This is a genomic window from Moraxella lacunata (assembly GCF_900453205.1).
Lineage (GTDB): Bacteria > Pseudomonadota > Gammaproteobacteria > Pseudomonadales > Moraxellaceae > Moraxella > Moraxella lacunata_B.
This window is the reverse complement of sequence record NZ_UGQU01000002.1, coordinates 578,349-598,093: the sequence shown is the minus strand read 5'-3', so window position 1 is coordinate 598,093 and position 19,745 is coordinate 578,349. Positions and strand designations below refer to the sequence as shown.

Here is a 19,745-nt window from a genome sequence, read left to right as displayed (position 1 = left end):
AAATGTGGGGCGGACGCTTTACCGAAGCCACCGACCGTTTTGTTGCCGAATTTACCGCTTCGGTCAATTTTGACAAACGCATGGCAAACCAAGACATTCAAGGCTCTATCGCCCACGCCACGATGCTTGGGCAGTGCGGTATCATCACCGCCGATGAAAGCCGTCAAATCGTGGACGGACTGACCCAAATCAAAGGTGAGATTGAGCGTGGCGAATTTGAATGGCGTGTGGAGCTAGAAGACGTTCATATGAACATTGAGAGTCGCTTGACCGCCTTGATTGGCGATGTCGGCAAAAAACTGCACACAGGGCGTAGCCGTAACGACCAAGTGGCGACCGACATTCGCCTATACCTAAGAGATGAGACCGACAAAATCATCGCCTTAATTGGCAAATTACAAAATGGTCTACTTGATTTGGCAAGCAAACACACCACGACCATCATGCCCGGCTTTACGCATTTACAGACCGCTCAGCCTGTGAGTTTTGCTCATCATTTGATGGCGTGGTTTGAAATGCTTTGCCGTGATAGCGAGCGTTTTGCCCAGACTCGCACTCGCATTAACCAAATGCCACTTGGCTCGGCAGCCTTGGCAGGGACGACTTATCCGATTGACCGTACGATTACTGCCAAATTGCTTGGCTTTGAAGGCATTTGTGAGAACTCGCTCGATGCGGTGTCTGACCGTGATTTTGCCATTGAATTTACCGCCAACGCCAGCATTTTGATGATGCACTTATCCAGAATGAGTGAAGAGATTATTTTGTGGATGTCGGCTCAGTTTGGTTTTGTACAAGTGCCTGACCGCTTTTGTACAGGATCAAGTATTATGCCCCAAAAGAAAAATCCTGACGTGCCAGAGCTTGTGCGGGGTAAGGCGGCACGAGTGTTCGGACAGCTGACCACCCTGCTTACGCTCATGAAAAATCAGCCGTTGGCATATAATAAGGACAACCAAGAAGACAAAGAACCCCTGTTTGACTGCGTGGATACGCTGACAGGCTCGCTCATCGCCTTTGCTGATATGCTTCCAAACATCACGCCAAACGCCCAAAATATGCGTACCGCCACAATGAAAGGCTATGCCACAGCGACTGATTTGGCGGATTATTTGGTCAAAAAGGGCTTGCCGTTTCGTGATGCTCATGAAGTGGTTGGGAGTGCGGTGGCGTTAGGCGTATCAAAAGGCGTGGATTTGGCAGAGTTGTCGCTTGATGAGTTAAAACAATTTAGCGATTTGATTGGCGATGATGTCTTTGACTGCTTGACCCTTGAAGGCTCGCTCAATGCTCGTAACCATATTGGGGGAACTGCTCCAATGGCGGTTAAACAGGCGATTGAAAATGGTAGAAAAAGGATTATGTAATTTGGCTTGACGGTTTTGGCTTTTTAGGCTATCATTATTAAGCTATCTATCTTTTGTGTATGATTATGAATACAATTATTTTAAAACAATCTCATTCAATGATTTGTATTTGCTACCCTAATTTTAGGAGTGGTAGGCTTAGTCGTGCATAAATTTTTTTTTTGCAATGGTAAATCACTCAAATTTTTGGGTGGTTTTTTTATTTTTGGAGTTTCTTATGAAAAAAGTCATTTCTTTATTTAAAAGAGATTATGAAGGCACTCGCCAAGTCTATGATGAAATCGTGGCGGGGGCGGAGTGGGTTGTGGCAGGCGAAGGCGTGGCAACGGTTAAGATTGACGGCACTTCCACGCTCGTCCAAGACGGCAAACTCTACAAACGCTATGATGCCAAAAAGGGCAAAACCCCGCCTACGGGATTTATCCCTGCCCAAGAGCCAGACCCTGTTACAGGGCATTGGCCGGGCTGGGTGGCGGTGGAAGCTGACAACCCTGCCGACCGTTGGCACAATGAAGCCTTTGCTGATTTTGTGGGCGATGATGGCACTTATGAGCTGATTGGTCCAAAGGTGCAAGGCAATCCGCACAAAGTCGCCACGCACCAACTTGTCAAGCACGGGGCTTGGCGATTTGAGAGCGAACCGCCCCGAGATTTTGACGGCTTAAAACAATGGTTTGAAGCCAATGTGGTGGAAGGCATTGTGTGGCACAGAGACAATGGCGATATGGTCAAAATCAAACGCCGTGATTTTGGCTTGCAATGGGGAAAATAGGGCGGATTGTGCTTGCAAGATGGGGCTAATTTTTGTAAACTGATGGAGTACTGTCAGTTTACAAGGGTCAAATTATGCTCGTTGCGTACCAAGCCAAAATCAATGGCAATCAAATCCATTGGATAGACACACCGCCTGATGTGTCTGATGTGGAAGTGCTGATTTTGCCAAAACAAAAACAAGAAGCCCCCAAACCCAAACGCCAACCCCCCAAAGAATTACAAGGACAACTAAAAATTGTAGGCGATATTTTTGATATGTCAGAAAGTTATCAAGAGTGGGAGCATTTTAAATGAAATCACTCTTATTGGATACGCATATTTTATTGTGGTATGTCAATGAGCCTGATTTGCTTTCTGATAAAATCAAACAAGCCATTGATACTTATGATAAAGTATATGTTTCGGCAATTTCGTGTTTTGAGATTAATTGGCTTGTTCGTCACAATCGAATTATTTTGCCAAATGGGCTTAATTATACCGCTTGGATAACACGCATTCAGCAATTAACTGGCATTGAATTTTTAAACATCACACCAGAAATTGCCAGTTTGTCGGTTGAATTGCCAGAACACCACAAAGACCCTTGGGACAGACTTATCATCGCCACGGTCTTAATTCACGATTGTTATTTGGCAAGTGTGGATACCAAATTCCCTTTGTATCAAGAATTAAATAACAAACTTATCAATTAAAAAGGCAACCCAAATGACCGAAATTTTTAACCCCAAAGCCAACCTTGTATTTTGTCGTAAATACCAAGAAAATTTGCCAAAATTACCAAATCCACCTTTCCCCAATGCCAAAGGCGAAGAAATCCAAAACACCGTCTCAAAAAAAGCGTGGGACGAATGGCTAGAATTACAAACCATGCTCATCAATGAAAAGCACCTAAGTATGGTGGATAAAGACGCCAAAAAATTCATCGCTGAACAGCGTGAATTATTCTTAGACAATGGCGATTACGAACGCCCAGCAGGGTTTAAACCTAAAGACAGCTAACTTTGCACAACAAAAAATCGGACTTAGTGTCCGATTTTGTTTTTGGGTCAACAAGGAATTAGCACGCCACACCGATAATCCATTCACTCTTATCATTAGTGCTTTTGTCTAGGTCTGCACGGCGAACCAATGGCTCGGTACAGCCTTTGGGGGTGATATAGCTGATGGCGATTTTGACTGCGGTATCTGCCATAATCGCTGTGCCATCTGCTGTACGTACATGGATATAAAAAGGTTGCTCTAATGGAACGACATAGCTATCAAGCAGATAAATCCTGTCGCCATAAGTGACTTTGGCGTGATAGTCTCTAAAATGAAGCATGCCCACACCGTCCACATAGGTGTCAGGGCTAAGCGGTTCGTTGGTCTTTTTGGTGTTAGGCATGACCAGTAGAGATGGCATGGCAGGCGGTGTAGCAGGTGTACTGGCACAACCGACCAGTATCCCTGCTGTGATTAGAGTTGATAATAATTTTTTCATCATTACTCCTTTTGTCCTTGGGTTTTCTTAACCCTTATAGGCATATTTAGGGTCGGCAGCAGCGGTAAATAACACGTCGGTTGATGAGTTAAGGGCAGTCTCTGCTGAGTCTTGTACCACCCCGATGATAAAGCCGATGGCAACGACTTGCATGGCGATGTCGTTGGAGATATTAAACAGTCCGCACGCCAACGGGATGAGCAGTAGTGAGCCACCTGCCACACCTGAGGCACCACAAGCACTCACCGCTCCGACGATGGCAAGCAGTAGGGCTTGGAAGAAGCTGACTTCCACGCCAAGGGTATGAGCGGCGGCAAGCGTCAAGATGTTGATGGTGATGGCGGCCCCCGCCATGTTGATGGTTGCCCCCAGTGGAATGGTGAGCGAATAGGTGTCTTCGTTTAGCCCAAGTTTTTTGGCAAGGTTCATGTTCACTGGAATGTTGGCGGCAGATGAACGGGTAAAAAATGCCGTCACTCCTGATTCACGCAGGCAGGCGATAACGAGCGGATAGGGGTTTTTACGAGTCTTGACAAAGACGATGATGGGGTTTACCACCAAAGCGATAAACAGCATGGCACCGACCAGTACGATAAGTAGCTTGGCGTAGCTTGCCAAACCGTCAAAACCTGTCTCTGCCACGGTCTTTGACACCAGCCCTAAGATACCAAATGGGGCAATCGCCACAATCCATTTTACCACCGCTGAGACGGCATTTGAGATGTCATGAACGACCGTTTTGGTGGTCTCGGACGCATGACGTAGCCCCAAACCAATCAGTACCGACCATGTCAAAATACCCAGATAGTTGGCATTGCTAAGGGCGGTCACGGGGTTGGCAACCAGATTCATGAGTAGGTTTTTTAGGACTTCACGTAAAGATTGGGGGGCGGATTGCTCTACCGCTTGCATGTCGGCCAGACCCACAAGCTCAATGGGAAAGGCAAAACTTGCCAGTACAGCAGTCAAAGCAGCGGTAAACGTCCCCACTACATACAGTAGCATGACAGGCTTGACCCGAGCGTCGCTACTGCTCTTAAATCCTGCCACGGCAGAGAGTACCAAGGCGAACACCAATATCGGGGCGACTGCTTTTAAGGCTCCGACAAACACATCGCCCAGCACCCCAAGCGACATGCCAACATCTTTGGCAACACTGCCAATCAACACGCCTAGCACCAAGGCAATCAAAATAAGTGGCACAAGTCCCACACGCATGTATGCATTCACAAGTTGACGCATGAATCATTCCTTATTAACAAACACTTGTTAAATCACAAGATGATAAGATTACAAAATGTGATAACTATACCACTTTTTGTAATAAAAGTGTTAATGAATTTTTATTTTGTTAGGGCGTGCCTGCCTTTGGTATTTGCAATGAAAATCACGAAAAATCGCACGTTTTTCAAGGAAAAAACTTGAGATTGATAGTCGTTCTATCAAGCAAGTTTTCGCCTTCGAGCCACAAGATTTAACCATTTTTCATGCAAAATAGATAAAAGCGTTAAATGTTCATCTTATTTTATAAAAATGTTATACTCAATTCAACTCAAAATAAGACATCAGCCCACCTTCAATACTCTCAAACTTTGACAGATGACTTCTAAGCCATCTCTTAATAGTTGCCCAAGTGTGTTCTATGGGGTTTAGGTTAGGTGAATAAGGTGGGAGTGGCAAGATAACATGTTTGTATGTTGTGTTATTAGCAAGTACTTGTAACTGCTTCATTCTATGAAATCTTGCATTATCTAAGATGATGATACAAGGTTTACCTGTTTGCTTGGCGTGGTTGTCAAGGCTAGGTAGAAGCATTTGTTCAAACCAAGTTTCAAATAAGTTGCTTACCATTGTGTTTTGATAGATAAGCGGAGCAATCAAGTTTTTGGCTTTGTTACCAATTTGTCCAGCAACCAATGATATGCGTTGATAATATTTACCACTCACCTTATCATAGACTTTTTAACCCTTTAAACTTCTGGCGTGGGTGCGGTGTAGGTAAGTGTCAATACCAGTTTCATCTACATAAACAAGCTCGTAGTCTTGTATGCTTTGTAACTGTTTTAGCCTGTCTTGATAGTCTTTGATTTTGTTTGGGTCTTGTTCTTTGTAACTTGTGGTCTTTTTTTATGGGTAATACCAAGAGAGCGTAAAGCATAAAAGATGGTACTTGTACCACAATTAAAAACTTCAGCAATTTCATACAAGTAAGCATCAGGGTTTTGCTCTACATAAGTTTTAAGCTTATTTCTGTCCACTTTAACACCACGATTGCCACCACTTTGACAGGACAAATCACCTTGTTCTTGTTTTTTAATCCAAGCATACAAGGTGCTTCTTGAAATGTTGTAAGCAGTACAAACTGTGCTAATATTACCACACTGCTCTAAGTAGGCTAAGGCCTTTTGTTTAAGTTCTATTGAATATGCCATAATAGGGATATTTTAGCATAGATTTGTAGGGTTTTAAAATGAATTTAGTATATCAATGGTAGGCACGCCCTATAATTCTCAAAGGTTAAAAAAACGACCATGCACATATGGTCGTTTTGAATGATGATTTGTTGGGGTTAGTCTGCTTGTCCCACTAAGTAACGCATGAGCATGGGTACAGGGCGACCGCTTGCTCCTTTGTTGTCGCCACCTGACCATGCTGTGCCTGCGATGTCTAAGTGAGCCCATGCTTGACCTTCTTTGATAAAGCGTTGCAAGAAGCACGCTGCCGTGATAGAACCGCCTTCACGTCCGCCGATGTTTTGGACGTCTGCAAAGGTAGATTTAAGTTGTTCATCGTAGGCATCATCTAGGGGCATTTGCCATACTAGGTCGCCTGTGTACTCGCCTGCTTCTTCTAGGGCGAACAGCGTGTCTTCGTCATTGCAATACAGCCCTGAACGCACTCCACCCAAGGCAATCACGCACGCCCCTGTCAGGGTTGCGGCATCGATGATGGTGCGTGGCTTGTAGTTGTCTTGGACGTAGCACAGGGCGTCACACAGCACCAGACGACCTTCGGCATCGGTGTTTAGAATCTCAACACTCATGCCGTTCATGGCGGTTACGATGTCTGATGGGCGAGTGGCTTTGCCCGATGGCATGTTCTCAGCACAGGCAAGCACCACGACCATGTCTAGTGGCAGGCGAGCTTCACACACCGCTTTGATGGTGCCAAGCATGGCAGCTGCTCCGCCCATGTCGTATTTCATCTCATCCATGCCTGCTGATGGTTTTAGTGAGATACCGCCTGTGTCAAAGGTAATGCCTTTGCCGACTAGGGCGATGGGGTCTTTTAGTTTGCTCTTTTTCTTGCCTGATTTGCCGTGGTATTCGATGATTGCCAGTTTGCCTTCGTTGTCTGAACCTTGTGAGACTGCCAAAAAACAGCCCATGCCCAGTTTTTTCATCTCTTTTTCACCAAGCACGCTCACACTGACCACGTCTTTGTAGTCTTTGCCCAGTTTTTCGGCAACTTTGGCAAGCTCAGCGGGAGTCATGATGTTGGGGGCATCATTGGCGACATCACGAGCCAAACTCTGCCCGATGTGTGTGGCAGTAGCGACGGCTAGGGCGTTTTCGTAGTCGGCTTTGGCGTCTTTGGTGTTGATAAATTCAACAGTAGATAGGGCGATTTTGTCGCCTTTTTTGGATTTGTAGGGTTCAAAGCGGTATTCAGCATGCAGTAAGGCATTGACAAACTGTCCAAAGTGCTTTTGGCAAATGACATCGCCCCACGCCACGACCGCAGATTTGCTGTTTTTGATGGTGTTAAAGGTGGCTTTACCCAGTTTTGGCATTTGCCCTGCCAGCTTGTCCAGCGAACCTGTGCCAATCACGCTGATGACATGTCCGTCATCAATGCCATAATCGGTCACACTCTCACCGACCGAGCCTTTAAAGCCACTGGCTTTGATGAGTGCGTTGGCACGGTCTAGGTGACCGCTGTCAAGGTTGCCCAAAATCTTGGCATCGCTGTCGGCAAAGACGACCAGATGGGGCTGGGCTTTGGTTTTTTTGGGGCTAAGCTTGTCGCTGACGCTTAGGTTTAGGGTGGATACAGACATACAAACTCCTTGTTTGTGAGTGGGGAAAGGATTGTTTAAATTTTAGCACACTTTTGGGGGTTTGAGCATGGGTTGGATGATTGATTACAAAAAATATGGATGGGATGACACGGCTAAACAAACTAGGATGGATTGAGAGTGGATTGATTGGGAATGGATGGTTTGGTTTATTAAATGGTATTTTTTATGATACAAGTGATGACATATTTACAATGCAGTAAAAAATAGAGATAATGAGGGGTGTTTATTAACTTTATAAAAATTCTATTTTAGGATAACTTGGACAACCATACGCCAACCCCTAACTTTAATCATCAAAGGAGCTGTGATGATGACTTTGACACCGACAGTTAAATTTGTATCCAAATTTGTCATCAAATCCATGGCATTGTCAATACTCACTCTATTTATTGGGTATGCCCATTCGGCACCCTTGTACATGGATTATGTCGTCAAAAATCCCAAATACGAAAGCCACATGCCCTATGACACCATTCATGGCGTGATGGGCGAAGATGGTAAGGTCATCATCCCTGCGATTTATGAATCCGTCAAGCTAACATACGATGACGACCAAACCTATCTGCTGGGGGTTAATCCCTATGCCACAGAGCAGGTCATTCATCGATTTGATGAGGCGGGTCATAAGATTGAGACGCTTGATAATCATTCGATGGGCGGGGGTGTGATGATACTGCCCTTTACGCTTGAACGGAATGAGGGGGCTAGTGAAGACAGTAAGAAGTTTTTTGAAGAGATGGAGTCAATATTTGAAGAGCGAACTGCCCATTTGTCTGATGATAGCGAATCAGAGAAAAGGGCTATCGCTCGGAATCTATTTTTTGAGATGGTGACCAAAAACAGCCATTTGGTCAATCACGCCACAGGCGAGAGGGTGGATTTGTCCGATAAGGACATCGCCCAGTTACAGCTCATGCTTTTGGATAATGAATTAAAACACCAAATCATCCCCGCCCGCAGTACAAAAAATAACCTGTGGGGCTATGTCAATCCCCAAGCCCAGTGGGTCATCGAGCCGATGTATGACAGTATCAATGGCGAGTCTAGCGACTGGCAAAGAATTGATGGTTTTGATGAGATATTGGGCGTGTATAGAAATGAAGACCCAGAAAAAGAAGATTTTGGGTGCATGGGTTTGATTGACATTCATGGTAAAAAGCGTGGCGATGTGTTTAGGAATATGTATTACTCGCACGAGGGTTATGCCATTGCCACGTCATGCCAACGTGGGGTGAATGAGTGGGAGTCTGATTATAAAGGTATTATCAATCAGCATGGACAGTGGCTCGTCAAACTGCATGGTGATTTAAAGGTGCGAACATTGCCTGATAAAGATGGTTATTTTGTGGTTGAAAACAGCAAAACTGATAAAGAAGGTATCATGCACATCTTAGGCAAATGGATAATCCCTGCCGAGTACTATTTTCCCAATAAAAACATCAGTCACAATCACCAATCTGCCGTTGATTCGCCTTTATTTGACGCCCAAGAACTCATCGCTGTCAAAAAAGACAAGCAAGACAGCCATTACGGATTCATGAACAAAGAAGGGGTGTGGGTGATGGATGATGTTCTGCCTGTTGGCGAGACGGTGTTTTATGACATGAACAGTTACCGCTTTGATGAGCATGGATTTGCCTACGGGCGGCTGGCGGGGGCGTGTGATTGCCGTGTGGTGTTTGATGTGCAGGGCAGGCAGGTCTTTACTCATCAGGGCAATTATGGCGATTTTAACGAACAAGGCTATGCCCCCTTTGTGGCAGATGGCACGAACGTCATGCAAATCATTGACAAACACGGTCAATTCATCACCGAGCCGATATTTAACAATAACATCACCAAACTTCATCAATACAATGTCTTTTCGTGGGCGGATGACTGGGCAAAACAGCAGGGCAGGCTACACCCCTTGGAGCGACTACAAGATAATACTGGGCTGTCGGGGGTCATCAATCATAAAGGCGATGTCATCATTCCTGCCTTATACAAAGACATAGAGCTGTGGGATGAGTATGTCATCGTTACAACCGATGACGGTCAGTATGGTGTGCTGTCTTATGAGAACAAATGGCTCATCAAGCCCCAAGCCCATCGCCTAAAACCGATGAATTCGGGGGTGTATTTTGGCGAGTTGTCGTTTGGGCTTTAAAGGTGTCTGTGGATGATGTTATGATAGATGTTAGCGTATCACAGCTAAATGCCTTTATCCATCTTGCCAAGACAGGGAGCATGAGCCAGTCCGCCCAAGCTCTTGGTATCTCACAGCCGACTTTGTCTCGGCATATTGCCAGTTTAGAAAATATACTTGGGCAGGTGCTGATTGACCGTACCCACCGCCCGATGAGACTTACCGAAGCTGGCGAGTTTTTCTTTGAACACCTCCAAAAAAGCGTGGGCGAGCTTAATGAGCTTATCCTGCTTACCCAAAAATTTGGCAAAACCGCCCACAGTCTTACCATCGGCTTTGTGGCATCGGTCTTGTATGGGCGACTGCCTGAGATTGTCGGTCAGCTAAAACAGCACCTGCCAAACCTTGACATTCGCTTGATTGAGATAAGCTCAAATGAGCAAATGCACGCCCTAAAAACAGGGCAAATTGATGTGGGCTTTGGGCGGTTTTTGTATCAAGACCATTTTGTCCATCAGCGATTTTTAAGACAAGAAAAACTTGTGGTTGCCATGCCACACACGCACCTTTTGGCGGACATGGAGGTGCCGATAAGCCTGTCGCAGTTGGTGGGCGAGCCCATCATCTTGTATCATCGCACGCCCATGACGCTCGCCCCGAACCATACCCAAGACCCGATTTTGCACCTGTTTCATCAGCGCCATCTGTACCCCAAAAACACCCCAAAAGCCCGAGACATTCAAATCGCCCTAGGACTCGTGTCAGCAGGCGAAGGCATAACCTTTGTCCCTGAGAGCCTGACCGCCGTCCGCAGTCATCAAATCGCCTATCTGCCCCTAGCCGATCATGCCGTCTCGCCCATTTATCTGAATACGCTTGCCACCGCCCAACATCCGCACATGTCGGCACTATTAAACGCCATTCATGCCGTGTACGATGATAAATTGTAACAAAATATGTCAAAACAATAAGAATTATTCTTGACCTGTCAAATAACTATGCAAAAAATTAATAAAACAGGTGTAGATTATATTATTTTTGGCAAATTGTATGCAATTTTTGCATAATGTTAGTATTTTTAATAAAAAATTTTATAAAAATTAAAAAATATCAGATAAAGACAAATGGATTTTTTGTGGGTATACTAATGGTCAAAGGACTTTGAAATTACCAAAATTTATGATATGTAGCGTAGGGACGTGCTGAGCACGTCCTTTGACGATAGCAGTTTTTTGGGCGTGCTCAGCACGCCCCTACAAAGATTGTGGTAAATATTAAGTTCGTTGGGTATATAACGCCATTCACTCACCGCCAGCTTTTTAGTTGAAATTTTAAGGATAAATGCCATGAGTCTCCCCTCTGCAGGTCTCGCCTTCCGCCAAGCCGTCGCCAACGAAAATCCCCTACAAGTTGTCGGCACCATCAACGCCAATCACGCCTTACTTGCCAAACGAGCTGGCTTTAAAGCCATTTATTTATCTGGCGGTGGTGTGGCCGCTGGGTCTTTGGGCTTGCCTGATTTAGGCATTAGCGGTCTTGACGATGTTTTGACCGATGTTCGTAGAATTACTGATGTCTGTGATTTGCCCTTGCTTGTGGACGCTGATACTGGCTTTGGAGCAAGTGCCTTTAATATGGCTCGCACCACCAAATCTTTGATTAAATTTGGGGCAGCGGCAATGCATATTGAGGACCAAGTCGGTGCCAAACGCTGTGGACACCGCCCAAACAAAGCGGTTGTTAGTACACAAGAGATGGTAGATCGCATCAAGGCGGCGGTGGACGCTCGCACCGATGAGAATTTTGTGATTATGGCTCGTACCGATGCGTTGGCGGTTGAGGGTTTAGAGGCGGCAATAGACCGTGCCTGTGCCTATGTCGAGGCTGGGGCAGATATGCTGTTTCCAGAGGCAATTACTGATTTGGCAATGTATAAACAGTTTAGCGATAAAACGGGTGTACCTATTCTTGCCAATATTACCGAATTTGGTTCAACGCCCCTTTATACCACAGACGAATTAGCCAGCGTTGATGTGTCCTTGGTGCTGTATCCACTGTCGGCATTTAGAGCGATGAATAGCAGCAGAGAATGTCTATAATGCCATACGAGCTGACGGCACGCAAAAAAATGTCATAGACACAATGCAAACTCGTGCAGAATTATACGAACGCATTAATTACCACGCTTTTGAGGATTATTTGGATAATGCGTTTAATTCAGAAACATCTCAAGTCTAACATATAGATTTTTTATACGAATAAATTCATATTTAGAAATAAATAGGTGGTATGATGAAAAAAGATGAGTACAATATAGAAATATTTAAGTCCATCAGAGAAGAAATAAACTCAAGAATAGGCGTTCATTACAACTTGATTTTATCAAAATTAGCTCTATCTGGTGGGTTATTTTCATTTCTGTATGGAAAAGATATACTTATTTCTCCTTTTTTTATAGCATCTATATTTTCACTAATTTTTGATATTATTATCATTGAAAATTTGGGGTGGATAAGGGGAGCTGGAAATTACATCAAAAACTATATTGAGAATAGCAATCTCAATATAGTTCGTTGGGAAACAAATTTTGCTCAAAGTAGCAACCAATGGGTATGTTTCACTCCCATAGGCTACATTTTGGGAATTTGGTTGTTTTCAATTTTTTGGTTTATTGGTGGAATTATTTATTGGACAACAAACGGTCTTAATATATTGAGTTTGTTGGCAATATTTAGTTTAATAATTTATACATTATTTTTAGTACACAGGCATTTGTATTTAAAAATAAATAATAATACTAATGATGATAATTTATCGCCAATTTCGGAATGTGAGTAGTAAATTTTTATACAAAATGACTTATGTAAAACCCCAAAACTTTTAAAAAAATTTAAATATCCCCACCAAGTTTAAAAAAAGGATATTTAAAAACGGATAATTATCTAACCATAATTATCCAAAAACCGATAATTTAACTGCCTAATGCCATTAAATTATCATTCTTCCCATTAAGGACAAAAGGAACACTGCTATGAGTGAACAAACCTTACCCAAAATTGATGGCTTTAAGCCCCAAAAATATAAACACATTGATTATCATTATTTTGAAGACCGTTTGGATAATGCGTTTAAGAAATGATTTTTAAACAAATAATTTTGGAGTAATTTAAAATGCAACAAATTTTTGACCGTATTCACACCCAATTCGCCCGCTTAAAAGAAAAATATCAAAGCGATATGGATTTATCTTTTAATGATGGGGCGACCGATGATGATTTTGCTAAATTAGAAAAAGTATTGGGCTTTGAATTACCTAATGACTTTAAAGAAATTTATCGCATTCATAATGGTTCGTATAATCTTGGTGTCTTTGTTGATGAAAGTTGGTTTTCTATTGATGATATTATCATTGAATATCAAATTTGGATAGATTTATACAATAATGGTGATTTTAAGGACGGTGATGGCGATTGTGGTTGCAGTCCTGAACACAACGAAATCAAAGCGGATTTTTGGTTTAATCCAAAATGGATACCATTAACAGGCAATGGTTGTGGCGACAGCAAAATGATTGACCTTGACCCAAGCGAAACTGGCACGGTTGGGCAAATCATTCAAATGTGGCACGATGAGCCAAGTCGCACATTAGAAGCTGTTTCTTTAAAAGTCTTATTTGAACAATTTGCCACCGATTTGGAAAATGATGAATATATTATTCACCCAGAATATGAAGGTATTGTTCGGGCTGATGAAGTATAGATTTTGAATAATTCGGTGCGTATGACACACTAAAATTTGGAGATTTTTAAATGTTTATGCCGACCTATTTAACTTCTTTTGCACAAAATAGCACAGTTAAAGACGAAATAATTACTTGTTTTGATTTAATTGCAAGTAATGGAAAAGATAAATTTATCATTGAGTATTATGGCGAATTTTTATCTGATGATAATAAAGTAATTGTACAAACTGATTTTGCTCCACAATTAGTTATTGCTATTGAACCAATCAGCAATGAAAGAATTGTTTTATTTGACGGCACAGAATACGGCTATAACGCAATGTTTTGTGATGAATATAGCAATCAACAAATAAAAAATCGTCCATTGGTCAAATTGAGCGATGATTTGTATTCTGTTAAATTTGAAATATTCTATGGTATTGATTATGTTGAAGAAAAAGAAGATTTTATCAATGATAATGGTGAAATTGAATTGATAAATGGAGAAATTATCAATTTTGAAACCTTGCAAAATAATGGTTTTGATGCATTGGTAATTAATTTAATTGATAATAATGGAAGAGAGTTTGAGATTGTCAATGAAGAATTAGCTTAATTTAATTGGAAATCTGGTTAAAACGGTGCGTGATACGCACCTTACCCAAACCCTAAAACTTTTTAAAAAAATTTAAATATCCCCACCAAGTTTAAAAAAAGGATATTTAAAAAACGGATAATTATCCAAGCATAATTATCCAAAACCTGATAATTTAACCGCCTAATGCCATTAAATTATCATTCTTCCCATTAAGGACAAAAGGAACACTGCTATGAGTGAACAAACCCTACCCAAAATTGACGGCTTTAAGCCCAAAAAATCAGTCGCCCTAAGCGGACAAATCGCAGGTAATACCGCCCTATGTACCGTTGGTAAATCGGGTAACGATTTGCATTATCGTGGTTATGATATTTTGGATTTGGCAAATAACTGCGAATATGAAGAAGTCGCTCATCTTTTAATTCACGGACATTTGCCAAACCGCTATGAGCTAATTGCCTATAAGCAAAAATTAAAATCAATGCGTGGTTTGCCAATTCGGGTCATTGAAGTATTAGAAAGTTTGCCCGCTCATACGCACCCAATGGATGTTTTGCGGACGGGCGTGTCTATGCTTGGCTGTGTATTTCCAGAGCGAGAAAGTATGCCAACCAGTGAAGCCCGTGATATTGCCGATAAATTATTGGCGTCTCTTGGTTCTATTCTTTTGTATTGGTATCAATATAGCCACAATGGCAAACGCATTAGCGTGGAGAGTGAAGAAGATTCTATTGGCGGACATTTCTTGCATTTATTGCACGGTAAGCGACCCGATGAATACCACAGAAAGGCAATGCATATTAGCTTAATCTTATATGCCGAGCACGAATTTAATGCGTCCACATTCACAAGCCGAGTCATTGCAGGAACGGGTTCGGATATGTATTCTTGTATTTGCGGAGCGATTGGGGCGTTAAAAGGTCCAAAACACGGCGGAGCGAATGAAGTGGCTTACGACATTCAAAAACGCTATCGCACACCTGATGAAGCTGAAGCTGACATCAAAGAGCGTATTGCCAAAAAAGAGATTATCATTGGTTTTGGACACCCAGTTTATACCATTGCCGACCCTAGAAATGTCGTCATTAAGCAAGTTGCCAAAGATTTAAGTGAAGAAACAGGCGATATGCGACTCTTTGACATCGCCGAACGCTTGGAGACCTTGATGTGGGATGAGAAAAAAATGTTCCCAAATCTTGATTGGTTCTCTGCGGTGTCTTATCAAAAAATGGGCGTGCCTACTGCAATGTTTACCCCACTGTTTGTGCTGGCTCGCACGGCTGGCTGGGCGGCTCATATCTTAGAACAACGAGCAGATGGTAAAATCATTCGCCCAAGTGCCAATTATACAGGCCCTGAGAATTTGGCATTTGTACCGATGAATGAGCGGTAATTAAATAAAACAAGGGCATATTTTTAATTGGGAAAATGTGCCTTTGTTTTTAAAATGTTGAGTGGTTTTAAAGATGTCCTTAGAAAATTTTGATTTAAAATATGAATTAAAAAATTCCAATTATTTTATTTGGGAAAAGGTTGATGATGAAAAACTTAAAAATCATTTAAATAATGAATTGAAAAAAGAAGTTGATGTTGGACACTTGCTTTATGGTATGAATTTAACAGCCATATTTAGTTATATAGATGATGTTGTCTATCAATTTTTAGAGAATGATAAAATTGCCGTTGTACATTTAACCTATTGCTCTGGCAAGGATACTCCGCCCTTTCCCTTGTGTAGGATTTATGATAATTTAGATGATTGGTATGAAAAAGAGTTTTTCCAAAATTTGGATTATCCATTAAATTGCATTGAAACCTTAAATGAATTTGAAAAAATTGTATTGGGATATGCGTTAAATTTTATCAGTAATCAGGATTTTGAACAATATATTTATGGGTTAGATGAGCATAATTTGCCTTTTAATTATATGGATTATATTGATTTAATTTCACTGAATTTTAATGATAAAGAAAGTGTTATGTTATTTTTAAATGAATGGTATATCAAGAAATTTATTGAAGAAAATTGTTATGATGACTGGGCAAATGATTTAATGGATTTTTATACCTTAGCACAATAATATCTTAAAGCCCATTATTAAACCCATTAGAAAAATACAGTTTGTCCGCATCCAAAACCCAAAATATTATTTATCATTGAATTTTTCACAGCCAAAAGGAAACAGCAATGAAAAACTACCGTAAACCCCTACCAAACACCGAGCTACATTATTTTGATGTAGAACCGTAAGGTGCGTATAACGCACCGTTTAGAGAGTTATCTTTTGATTGGTGCGTGGTACGCACCTTACGATTATTTTTTGGACTTCTTTTAAATAGGGTAACAATCAAAAATGTTACAAATGATATATTTTCGCTCTGGTGAACAAAAAAGAATGTTGGCTCGTTGTCAATTTGGTATGTTTTTGGGAAATCCCAAAGCAGGAGCAACATTTACTTATCCATTGCAGGATTATTCTTGGCGATATGCAATTTATCGTCATTATGAATTTGATATTAATTTGGATACACAAAATAAAATGTTTGATGAAATATCGTCTTTTTTGCAACATTCTGAAAATTTAAAAAACGATGATTTATATAGCGATTTTTCCGAACAAGCCAATGCCATTTCTAGGGTAGTCGCTACCAATGAAAGTTGCCACAATTTTTTAATTATTGACCACAATAACACAGACCCAAACCATAATTATCAACAAATTATCTTGGCGGACAATTCCCCATTGTGGTTAAATTCATTTTGTTATAAGATTTTAACAGAATTGTTCAAGCCTTATGAACAAATTGCCGAACAATTTCCCAAACCACGCCAACGAAAACTCCCTTAATATTTTTCACAGCCAAAGGAACTTAGCAATGAAAAACTACCGTAAACCCTTAGCCGATACTGCATTAGACTACTTTGATGTAGAACAGGCAATTAACGACATTCGCCCAAATGCGTATGAAGCACTTCCCTACACCGCCAAAGTACTTGCCGAGCAACTGGTACGAAATTGTAGCGATGACCCAAAACTTACCGATTATCTAAATGAACTTATCGGTAATAAGCAAGAGCTAGATTTTCCTTGGTACCCTGCACGAGTGGTGTGCCACGACATTTTGGGTCAGACGGCTTTGGTCGATTTAGCAGGGCTTCGTGATGCGATTGCCCAAGCTGGCGGTGACCCCTCCAAAGTCAATCCTGTGGTACAAACCCAGCTCATTGTAGACCATTCTTTGGCGGTGGAACACGGAGGCGATGACCCTGACGCTTTTGCCAAAAACCGTGCCATTGAAGACCGCCGTAATGATGACCGTTTTCATTTTATCAACTGGACAAAAACCGCCTTTAAAAATGTGGATGTGATTCCTGCTGGCAACGGCATTATGCACCAAATCAATTTAGAAAAGATGTCGCCTGTGGTGCAAAGAAAAGATGGTGTCGCTTTCCCTGACACTTGTGTAGGAACAGACAGCCATACGCCACATACCGATGCTTTAGGCGTGATTTCTGTGGGCGTAGGCGGTCTGGAAGCCGAATGCGTGATGCTAGGACAACCCTCAATGATGCGTACGCCTGACATTGTGGGTGTGCATTTGACAGGCAAGCGGCAAGCAGGGATTACGGCAACTGATATTGTATTGTCTTTGACCAAGTTTTTACGAGATGAGAGGGTCGTTGGTGCATTCTTGGAATTTTTTGGCGAAGGGGCAAACTCGCTTAGTGTGGGCGACCGTGCCACCATTTCTAATATGACGCCTGAATATGGGGCAACGGCGGCGATGTTTTATATTGACCAAAATACCTTAGATTATCTGACCCTAACAGGGCGAGAGCCTGAACAAGTAAAATTGGTGGAACAGTACGCCAAAACGGTGGGGCTGTGGGCGGATAAAATGGTAAACGCCCAGTATCCACGAGTGTTAGAATTTGATTTATCACAGGTTACTCGCACCATCGCAGGACCTTCCAATCCACACGCCAAAGTTGCCACTGCTGAACTAAAAGAGAGAGGCATTGCAGGGGTGATAGAAAATCTTAACGATGGACTAATGCCTGATGGTGCAGTGATTATTGCTGCCATCACCAGTTGTACCAATACCTCAAACCTAAGAAATACCGTTGCCGCAGGACTTTTGGCAAAAAAAGCCAATGAACTTGGTCTAACTCGTAAACCGTGGGTCAAATCGTCTTTTGCCCCCGGCTCAAAAGTTGCCAAGCTCTACCTAGAAGAAGCAGGGCTACTGCCCGAACTTGAAAAATTGGGCTTTGGCATTGTTGCCTATGCTTGCACGACTTGCAATGGAATGAGTGGGGCTTTGCGACCAGAAATTGAACAAGAAATTGTAGAGAGAGACCTATACGCCACGGCGGTGCTGTCTGGTAATCGTAATTTTGATGGACGCATTCACCCACAAGCAAAACAGGCATTTTTGGCAAGTCCGCCACTGGTTGTGGCGTATGCCATTGCTGGCACGATTCGTTTTGACATTGAAAATGATGTCTTAGGCTATCATAATGACAAACCAATTTATCTAAAAGACATTTATCCATCAGATGATGAGATTGATGAGATTGTCGCCAAGTGCGTAAAACCCGAGCAATTTAAAGAAATCTACATTCCAATGTTTGATTTGGATAAATCTGACAAGGCAAGCAATCCTTTATATGATTGGCGTGAAAAGTCCACCTATATCCGCCGTCCACCCTATTGGGAGGGAGCATTGGCAAAAGAATGTGAACTTAAAAACTTACGACCGCTTGCCATTTTGCCTGATAATATTACCACCGACCATCTCTCGCCGTCCAACGCCATTGTCAAAAATTCAGCCGCAGGCGAGTACCTTGCCAAAATGGGCGTGCCAGAGGAAGATTTTAACTCTTATGCCACACACCGAGGCGACCATTTGACCGCACAAAGAGCGACTTTGGCAAATCCAAAACTCTTTAATGAAATGGTCAAAAACTCTGACGGCACCGTGCGACAAGGCTCGCTGGCACGAGTTGAACCAGATGGCACAGTGATGAGAATATGGGAAGCAATAGAAACTTATATGAACCGCTCACAACCTCTCATCATCATTGCAGGGGCGGATTATGGGCAAGGGTCAAGCCGAGACTGGGCGGCAAAAGGCGTGCGTTTGGCTGGCGTGGAAGTGATTGTGGCAGAAGGCTTTGAACGCATTCACCGCACCAATTTAGTGGGAATGGGCGTGTTGCCACTGCAATTTATAAACGGTCAAAATCGCCATACCCTAAAATTGGACGGTACGGAAATTTATTCGGTGAAAGGAGAAATTTCGGCTCGTTGTGAGCTTACCCTTGTCATTGAACGCAAAAATGGCGATATTGAAAAAGTGCCTGTCTTATGTCGCCTAGATAGCGATAGTGATGTGAGAACTTATAAGGCGGGGGGTGTGTTAAGGGAGTTTGCGGGGAGGTTTTTGGGGTAATAGGTGTAGGATATTGTGGCATAATTGACTATTTAGTGCCTGAAGTTGAAGATTTCGGTAATAAGTGTAGGATATTGTAGTATAATTGACAGATAGTGTGGTGCTGTCTGTTAGTTAAAATAGATAGTGATTGTTGTAG

General features: G+C 42.4%; 19 protein-coding genes and 1 pseudogene. 15 read left to right on the top strand and 5 right to left on the bottom strand.

Annotation, left to right across the window (positions count from 1 at the left end; genetic code table 11):
- Nucleotides 1–2 precede the first annotated feature (2 nt).
- The 5 genes from argH (at nucleotide 3) to DX073_RS08305 (ending at nucleotide 3,140) form a co-directional block, all read left to right on the top strand.
- Entirely contained in the window at nucleotides 3–1,367 is a 1,365-nt protein-coding gene (argH, locus tag DX073_RS08325; RefSeq protein WP_181814408.1) for an argininosuccinate lyase, read from the top strand.
- 217 nt (nucleotides 1,368–1,584) lie between these two features.
- Nucleotides 1,585–2,139, top strand: a complete 555-nt coding sequence (locus tag DX073_RS08320) for an RNA ligase 1 family protein (RefSeq protein WP_115007343.1) — start codon at nucleotides 1,585–1,587, stop codon at nucleotides 2,137–2,139.
- A 74-nt stretch (nucleotides 2,140–2,213) separates the two neighbouring features.
- Nucleotides 2,214–2,435 (top strand): hypothetical protein, encoded by a 222-nt coding sequence (locus DX073_RS08315; protein WP_066804580.1) that lies wholly within the window; start codon nucleotides 2,214–2,216, stop codon nucleotides 2,433–2,435.
- Nucleotides 2,432–2,833, top strand: a complete 402-nt coding sequence (locus DX073_RS08310) for a type II toxin-antitoxin system VapC family toxin (RefSeq protein WP_115007341.1) — start codon at nucleotides 2,432–2,434, stop codon at nucleotides 2,831–2,833. The genes DX073_RS08315 and DX073_RS08310 overlap by 4 nt, the downstream gene beginning before the upstream one ends.
- 13 nt (nucleotides 2,834–2,846) lie before the next feature.
- Nucleotides 2,847–3,140 (top strand): oxidative damage protection protein, encoded by a 294-nt coding sequence (locus tag DX073_RS08305; RefSeq protein WP_115007339.1) that lies wholly within the window; start codon nucleotides 2,847–2,849, stop codon nucleotides 3,138–3,140.
- Nucleotides 3,141–3,198: 58 nt separating this feature from the next.
- Here the strand turns inward: DX073_RS08305 and DX073_RS08300 are convergent, their stop codons facing one another.
- The 5 genes from DX073_RS08300 to DX073_RS08280 form a co-directional block, all read right to left on the bottom strand.
- The gene (locus DX073_RS08300) at nucleotides 3,199–3,621 is read right to left on the bottom strand and encodes a hypothetical protein (protein ID WP_115007337.1); all 423 of its coding nucleotides are present in this window, start codon (nucleotides 3,619–3,621) and stop codon (nucleotides 3,199–3,201) included.
- Nucleotides 3,622–3,648: 27 nt separating this feature from the next.
- Nucleotides 3,649–4,863: a serine/threonine transporter SstT gene (sstT, locus tag DX073_RS08295; RefSeq protein WP_115007335.1), complete on the bottom strand. Its 1,215-nt coding sequence runs from the start codon at nucleotides 4,861–4,863 to the stop codon at nucleotides 3,649–3,651.
- A 300-nt stretch (nucleotides 4,864–5,163) separates the two neighbouring features.
- Nucleotides 5,164–5,568, bottom strand: a complete 405-nt coding sequence (locus DX073_RS14915) for a transposase (protein WP_147279704.1) — start codon at nucleotides 5,566–5,568, stop codon at nucleotides 5,164–5,166.
- Between the two features lie 116 nt (nucleotides 5,569–5,684).
- On the bottom strand, nucleotides 5,685–6,053 hold the full coding sequence (locus DX073_RS14910; protein WP_115007331.1) for an IS630 transposase-related protein: 369 nt from the start codon (nucleotides 6,051–6,053) through the stop codon (nucleotides 5,685–5,687).
- Nucleotides 6,054–6,190: 137 nt separating this feature from the next.
- The gene (locus DX073_RS08280) at nucleotides 6,191–7,681 is read right to left on the bottom strand and encodes a leucyl aminopeptidase (protein ID WP_115007329.1); all 1,491 of its coding nucleotides are present in this window, start codon (nucleotides 7,679–7,681) and stop codon (nucleotides 6,191–6,193) included.
- Between the two features lie 328 nt (nucleotides 7,682–8,009).
- On the opposite strand from DX073_RS08280, the gene DX073_RS08275 reads away from it, so the two are divergent.
- The 10 genes and pseudogenes from DX073_RS08275 (at nucleotide 8,010) to acnD (ending at nucleotide 19,606) form a co-directional block, all read left to right on the top strand.
- A complete protein-coding gene (locus DX073_RS08275; protein ID WP_115007326.1) occupies nucleotides 8,010–9,851 on the top strand; it encodes a WG repeat-containing protein in 1,842 nt (613 codons plus the stop codon).
- Nucleotides 9,770–10,780 (top strand): LysR family transcriptional regulator, encoded by a 1,011-nt coding sequence (locus tag DX073_RS08270; RefSeq protein ID WP_220186733.1) that lies wholly within the window; start codon nucleotides 9,770–9,772, stop codon nucleotides 10,778–10,780. The genes DX073_RS08275 and DX073_RS08270 overlap by 82 nt, the downstream gene beginning before the upstream one ends.
- A gap of 396 nt (nucleotides 10,781–11,176) precedes the next feature.
- Nucleotides 11,177–12,068: pseudogene (gene prpB / locus DX073_RS08265) on the top strand (methylisocitrate lyase).
- Between the two features lie 54 nt (nucleotides 12,069–12,122).
- Nucleotides 12,123–12,668 (top strand): hypothetical protein, encoded by a 546-nt coding sequence (locus DX073_RS08260; protein WP_115007325.1) that lies wholly within the window; start codon nucleotides 12,123–12,125, stop codon nucleotides 12,666–12,668.
- Nucleotides 12,669–13,001: 333 nt separating this feature from the next.
- Nucleotides 13,002–13,589 (top strand): SMI1/KNR4 family protein, encoded by a 588-nt coding sequence (locus tag DX073_RS08255; RefSeq protein ID WP_115007323.1) that lies wholly within the window; start codon nucleotides 13,002–13,004, stop codon nucleotides 13,587–13,589.
- A 50-nt stretch (nucleotides 13,590–13,639) separates the two neighbouring features.
- The gene (locus tag DX073_RS08250) at nucleotides 13,640–14,167 is read left to right on the top strand and encodes a hypothetical protein (protein ID WP_115007321.1); all 528 of its coding nucleotides are present in this window, start codon (nucleotides 13,640–13,642) and stop codon (nucleotides 14,165–14,167) included.
- A gap of 214 nt (nucleotides 14,168–14,381) precedes the next feature.
- Nucleotides 14,382–15,542 carry a bifunctional 2-methylcitrate synthase/citrate synthase gene (prpC, locus tag DX073_RS08245; RefSeq protein ID WP_115007319.1) on the top strand — a complete coding sequence of 387 codons (1,161 nt, stop codon included), beginning with the start codon at nucleotides 14,382–14,384 and terminating at the stop codon, nucleotides 15,540–15,542.
- A gap of 73 nt (nucleotides 15,543–15,615) precedes the next feature.
- Nucleotides 15,616–16,230 (top strand): hypothetical protein, encoded by a 615-nt coding sequence (locus DX073_RS08240; protein ID WP_115007317.1) that lies wholly within the window; start codon nucleotides 15,616–15,618, stop codon nucleotides 16,228–16,230.
- Between the two features lie 345 nt (nucleotides 16,231–16,575).
- Nucleotides 16,576–16,998: a hypothetical protein gene (locus DX073_RS08235; RefSeq protein WP_147279703.1), complete on the top strand. Its 423-nt coding sequence runs from the start codon at nucleotides 16,576–16,578 to the stop codon at nucleotides 16,996–16,998.
- Between the two features lie 28 nt (nucleotides 16,999–17,026).
- A complete protein-coding gene (acnD, locus tag DX073_RS08230) occupies nucleotides 17,027–19,606 on the top strand; it encodes a Fe/S-dependent 2-methylisocitrate dehydratase AcnD (RefSeq protein ID WP_115007313.1) in 2,580 nt (859 codons plus the stop codon).
- Nucleotides 19,607–19,745: the final 139 nt, after the last annotated feature.

What these genes read in the sequence shown, in the direction of transcription:
- DX073_RS08275 (WP_115007326.1), top strand. Translation starts at nt 8,010, where the DNA reads ATGATGACTTTGACACCGACAGTTAAATTTGTATCCAAATTTGTCATC.
- prpC (WP_115007319.1), top strand. Translation starts at nt 14,382, where the DNA reads ATGAGTGAACAAACCCTACCCAAAATTGACGGCTTTAAGCCCAAAAAA.
- argH (WP_181814408.1), top strand. Translation starts at nt 3, where the DNA reads ATGTGGGGCGGACGCTTTACCGAAGCCACCGACCGTTTTGTTGCCGAA.
- DX073_RS08320 (WP_115007343.1), top strand. Translation starts at nt 1,585, where the DNA reads ATGAAAAAAGTCATTTCTTTATTTAAAAGAGATTATGAAGGCACTCGC.
- DX073_RS08255 (WP_115007323.1), top strand. Translation starts at nt 13,002, where the DNA reads ATGCAACAAATTTTTGACCGTATTCACACCCAATTCGCCCGCTTAAAA.
- DX073_RS08310 (WP_115007341.1), top strand. Translation starts at nt 2,432, where the DNA reads ATGAAATCACTCTTATTGGATACGCATATTTTATTGTGGTATGTCAAT.
- DX073_RS08315 (WP_066804580.1), top strand. Translation starts at nt 2,214, where the DNA reads ATGCTCGTTGCGTACCAAGCCAAAATCAATGGCAATCAAATCCATTGG.
- DX073_RS08300 (WP_115007337.1), bottom strand. Translation starts at nt 3,621, where the DNA reads ATGAAAAAATTATTATCAACTCTAATCACAGCAGGGATACTGGTCGGT.
- DX073_RS08260 (WP_115007325.1), top strand. Translation starts at nt 12,123, where the DNA reads ATGAAAAAAGATGAGTACAATATAGAAATATTTAAGTCCATCAGAGAA.
- DX073_RS14910 (WP_115007331.1), bottom strand. Translation starts at nt 6,053, where the DNA reads ATGGCATATTCAATAGAACTTAAACAAAAGGCCTTAGCCTACTTAGAG.
- DX073_RS08280 (WP_115007329.1), bottom strand. Translation starts at nt 7,681, where the DNA reads ATGTCTGTATCCACCCTAAACCTAAGCGTCAGCGACAAGCTTAGCCCC.
- sstT (WP_115007335.1), bottom strand. Translation starts at nt 4,863, where the DNA reads ATGCGTCAACTTGTGAATGCATACATGCGTGTGGGACTTGTGCCACTT.
- DX073_RS08250 (WP_115007321.1), top strand. Translation starts at nt 13,640, where the DNA reads ATGTTTATGCCGACCTATTTAACTTCTTTTGCACAAAATAGCACAGTT.
- DX073_RS08270 (WP_220186733.1), top strand. Translation starts at nt 9,770, where the DNA reads ATGGCTCATCAAGCCCCAAGCCCATCGCCTAAAACCGATGAATTCGGG.
- acnD (WP_115007313.1), top strand. Translation starts at nt 17,027, where the DNA reads ATGAAAAACTACCGTAAACCCTTAGCCGATACTGCATTAGACTACTTT.
- DX073_RS08240 (WP_115007317.1), top strand. Translation starts at nt 15,616, where the DNA reads ATGTCCTTAGAAAATTTTGATTTAAAATATGAATTAAAAAATTCCAAT.
- DX073_RS08305 (WP_115007339.1), top strand. Translation starts at nt 2,847, where the DNA reads ATGACCGAAATTTTTAACCCCAAAGCCAACCTTGTATTTTGTCGTAAA.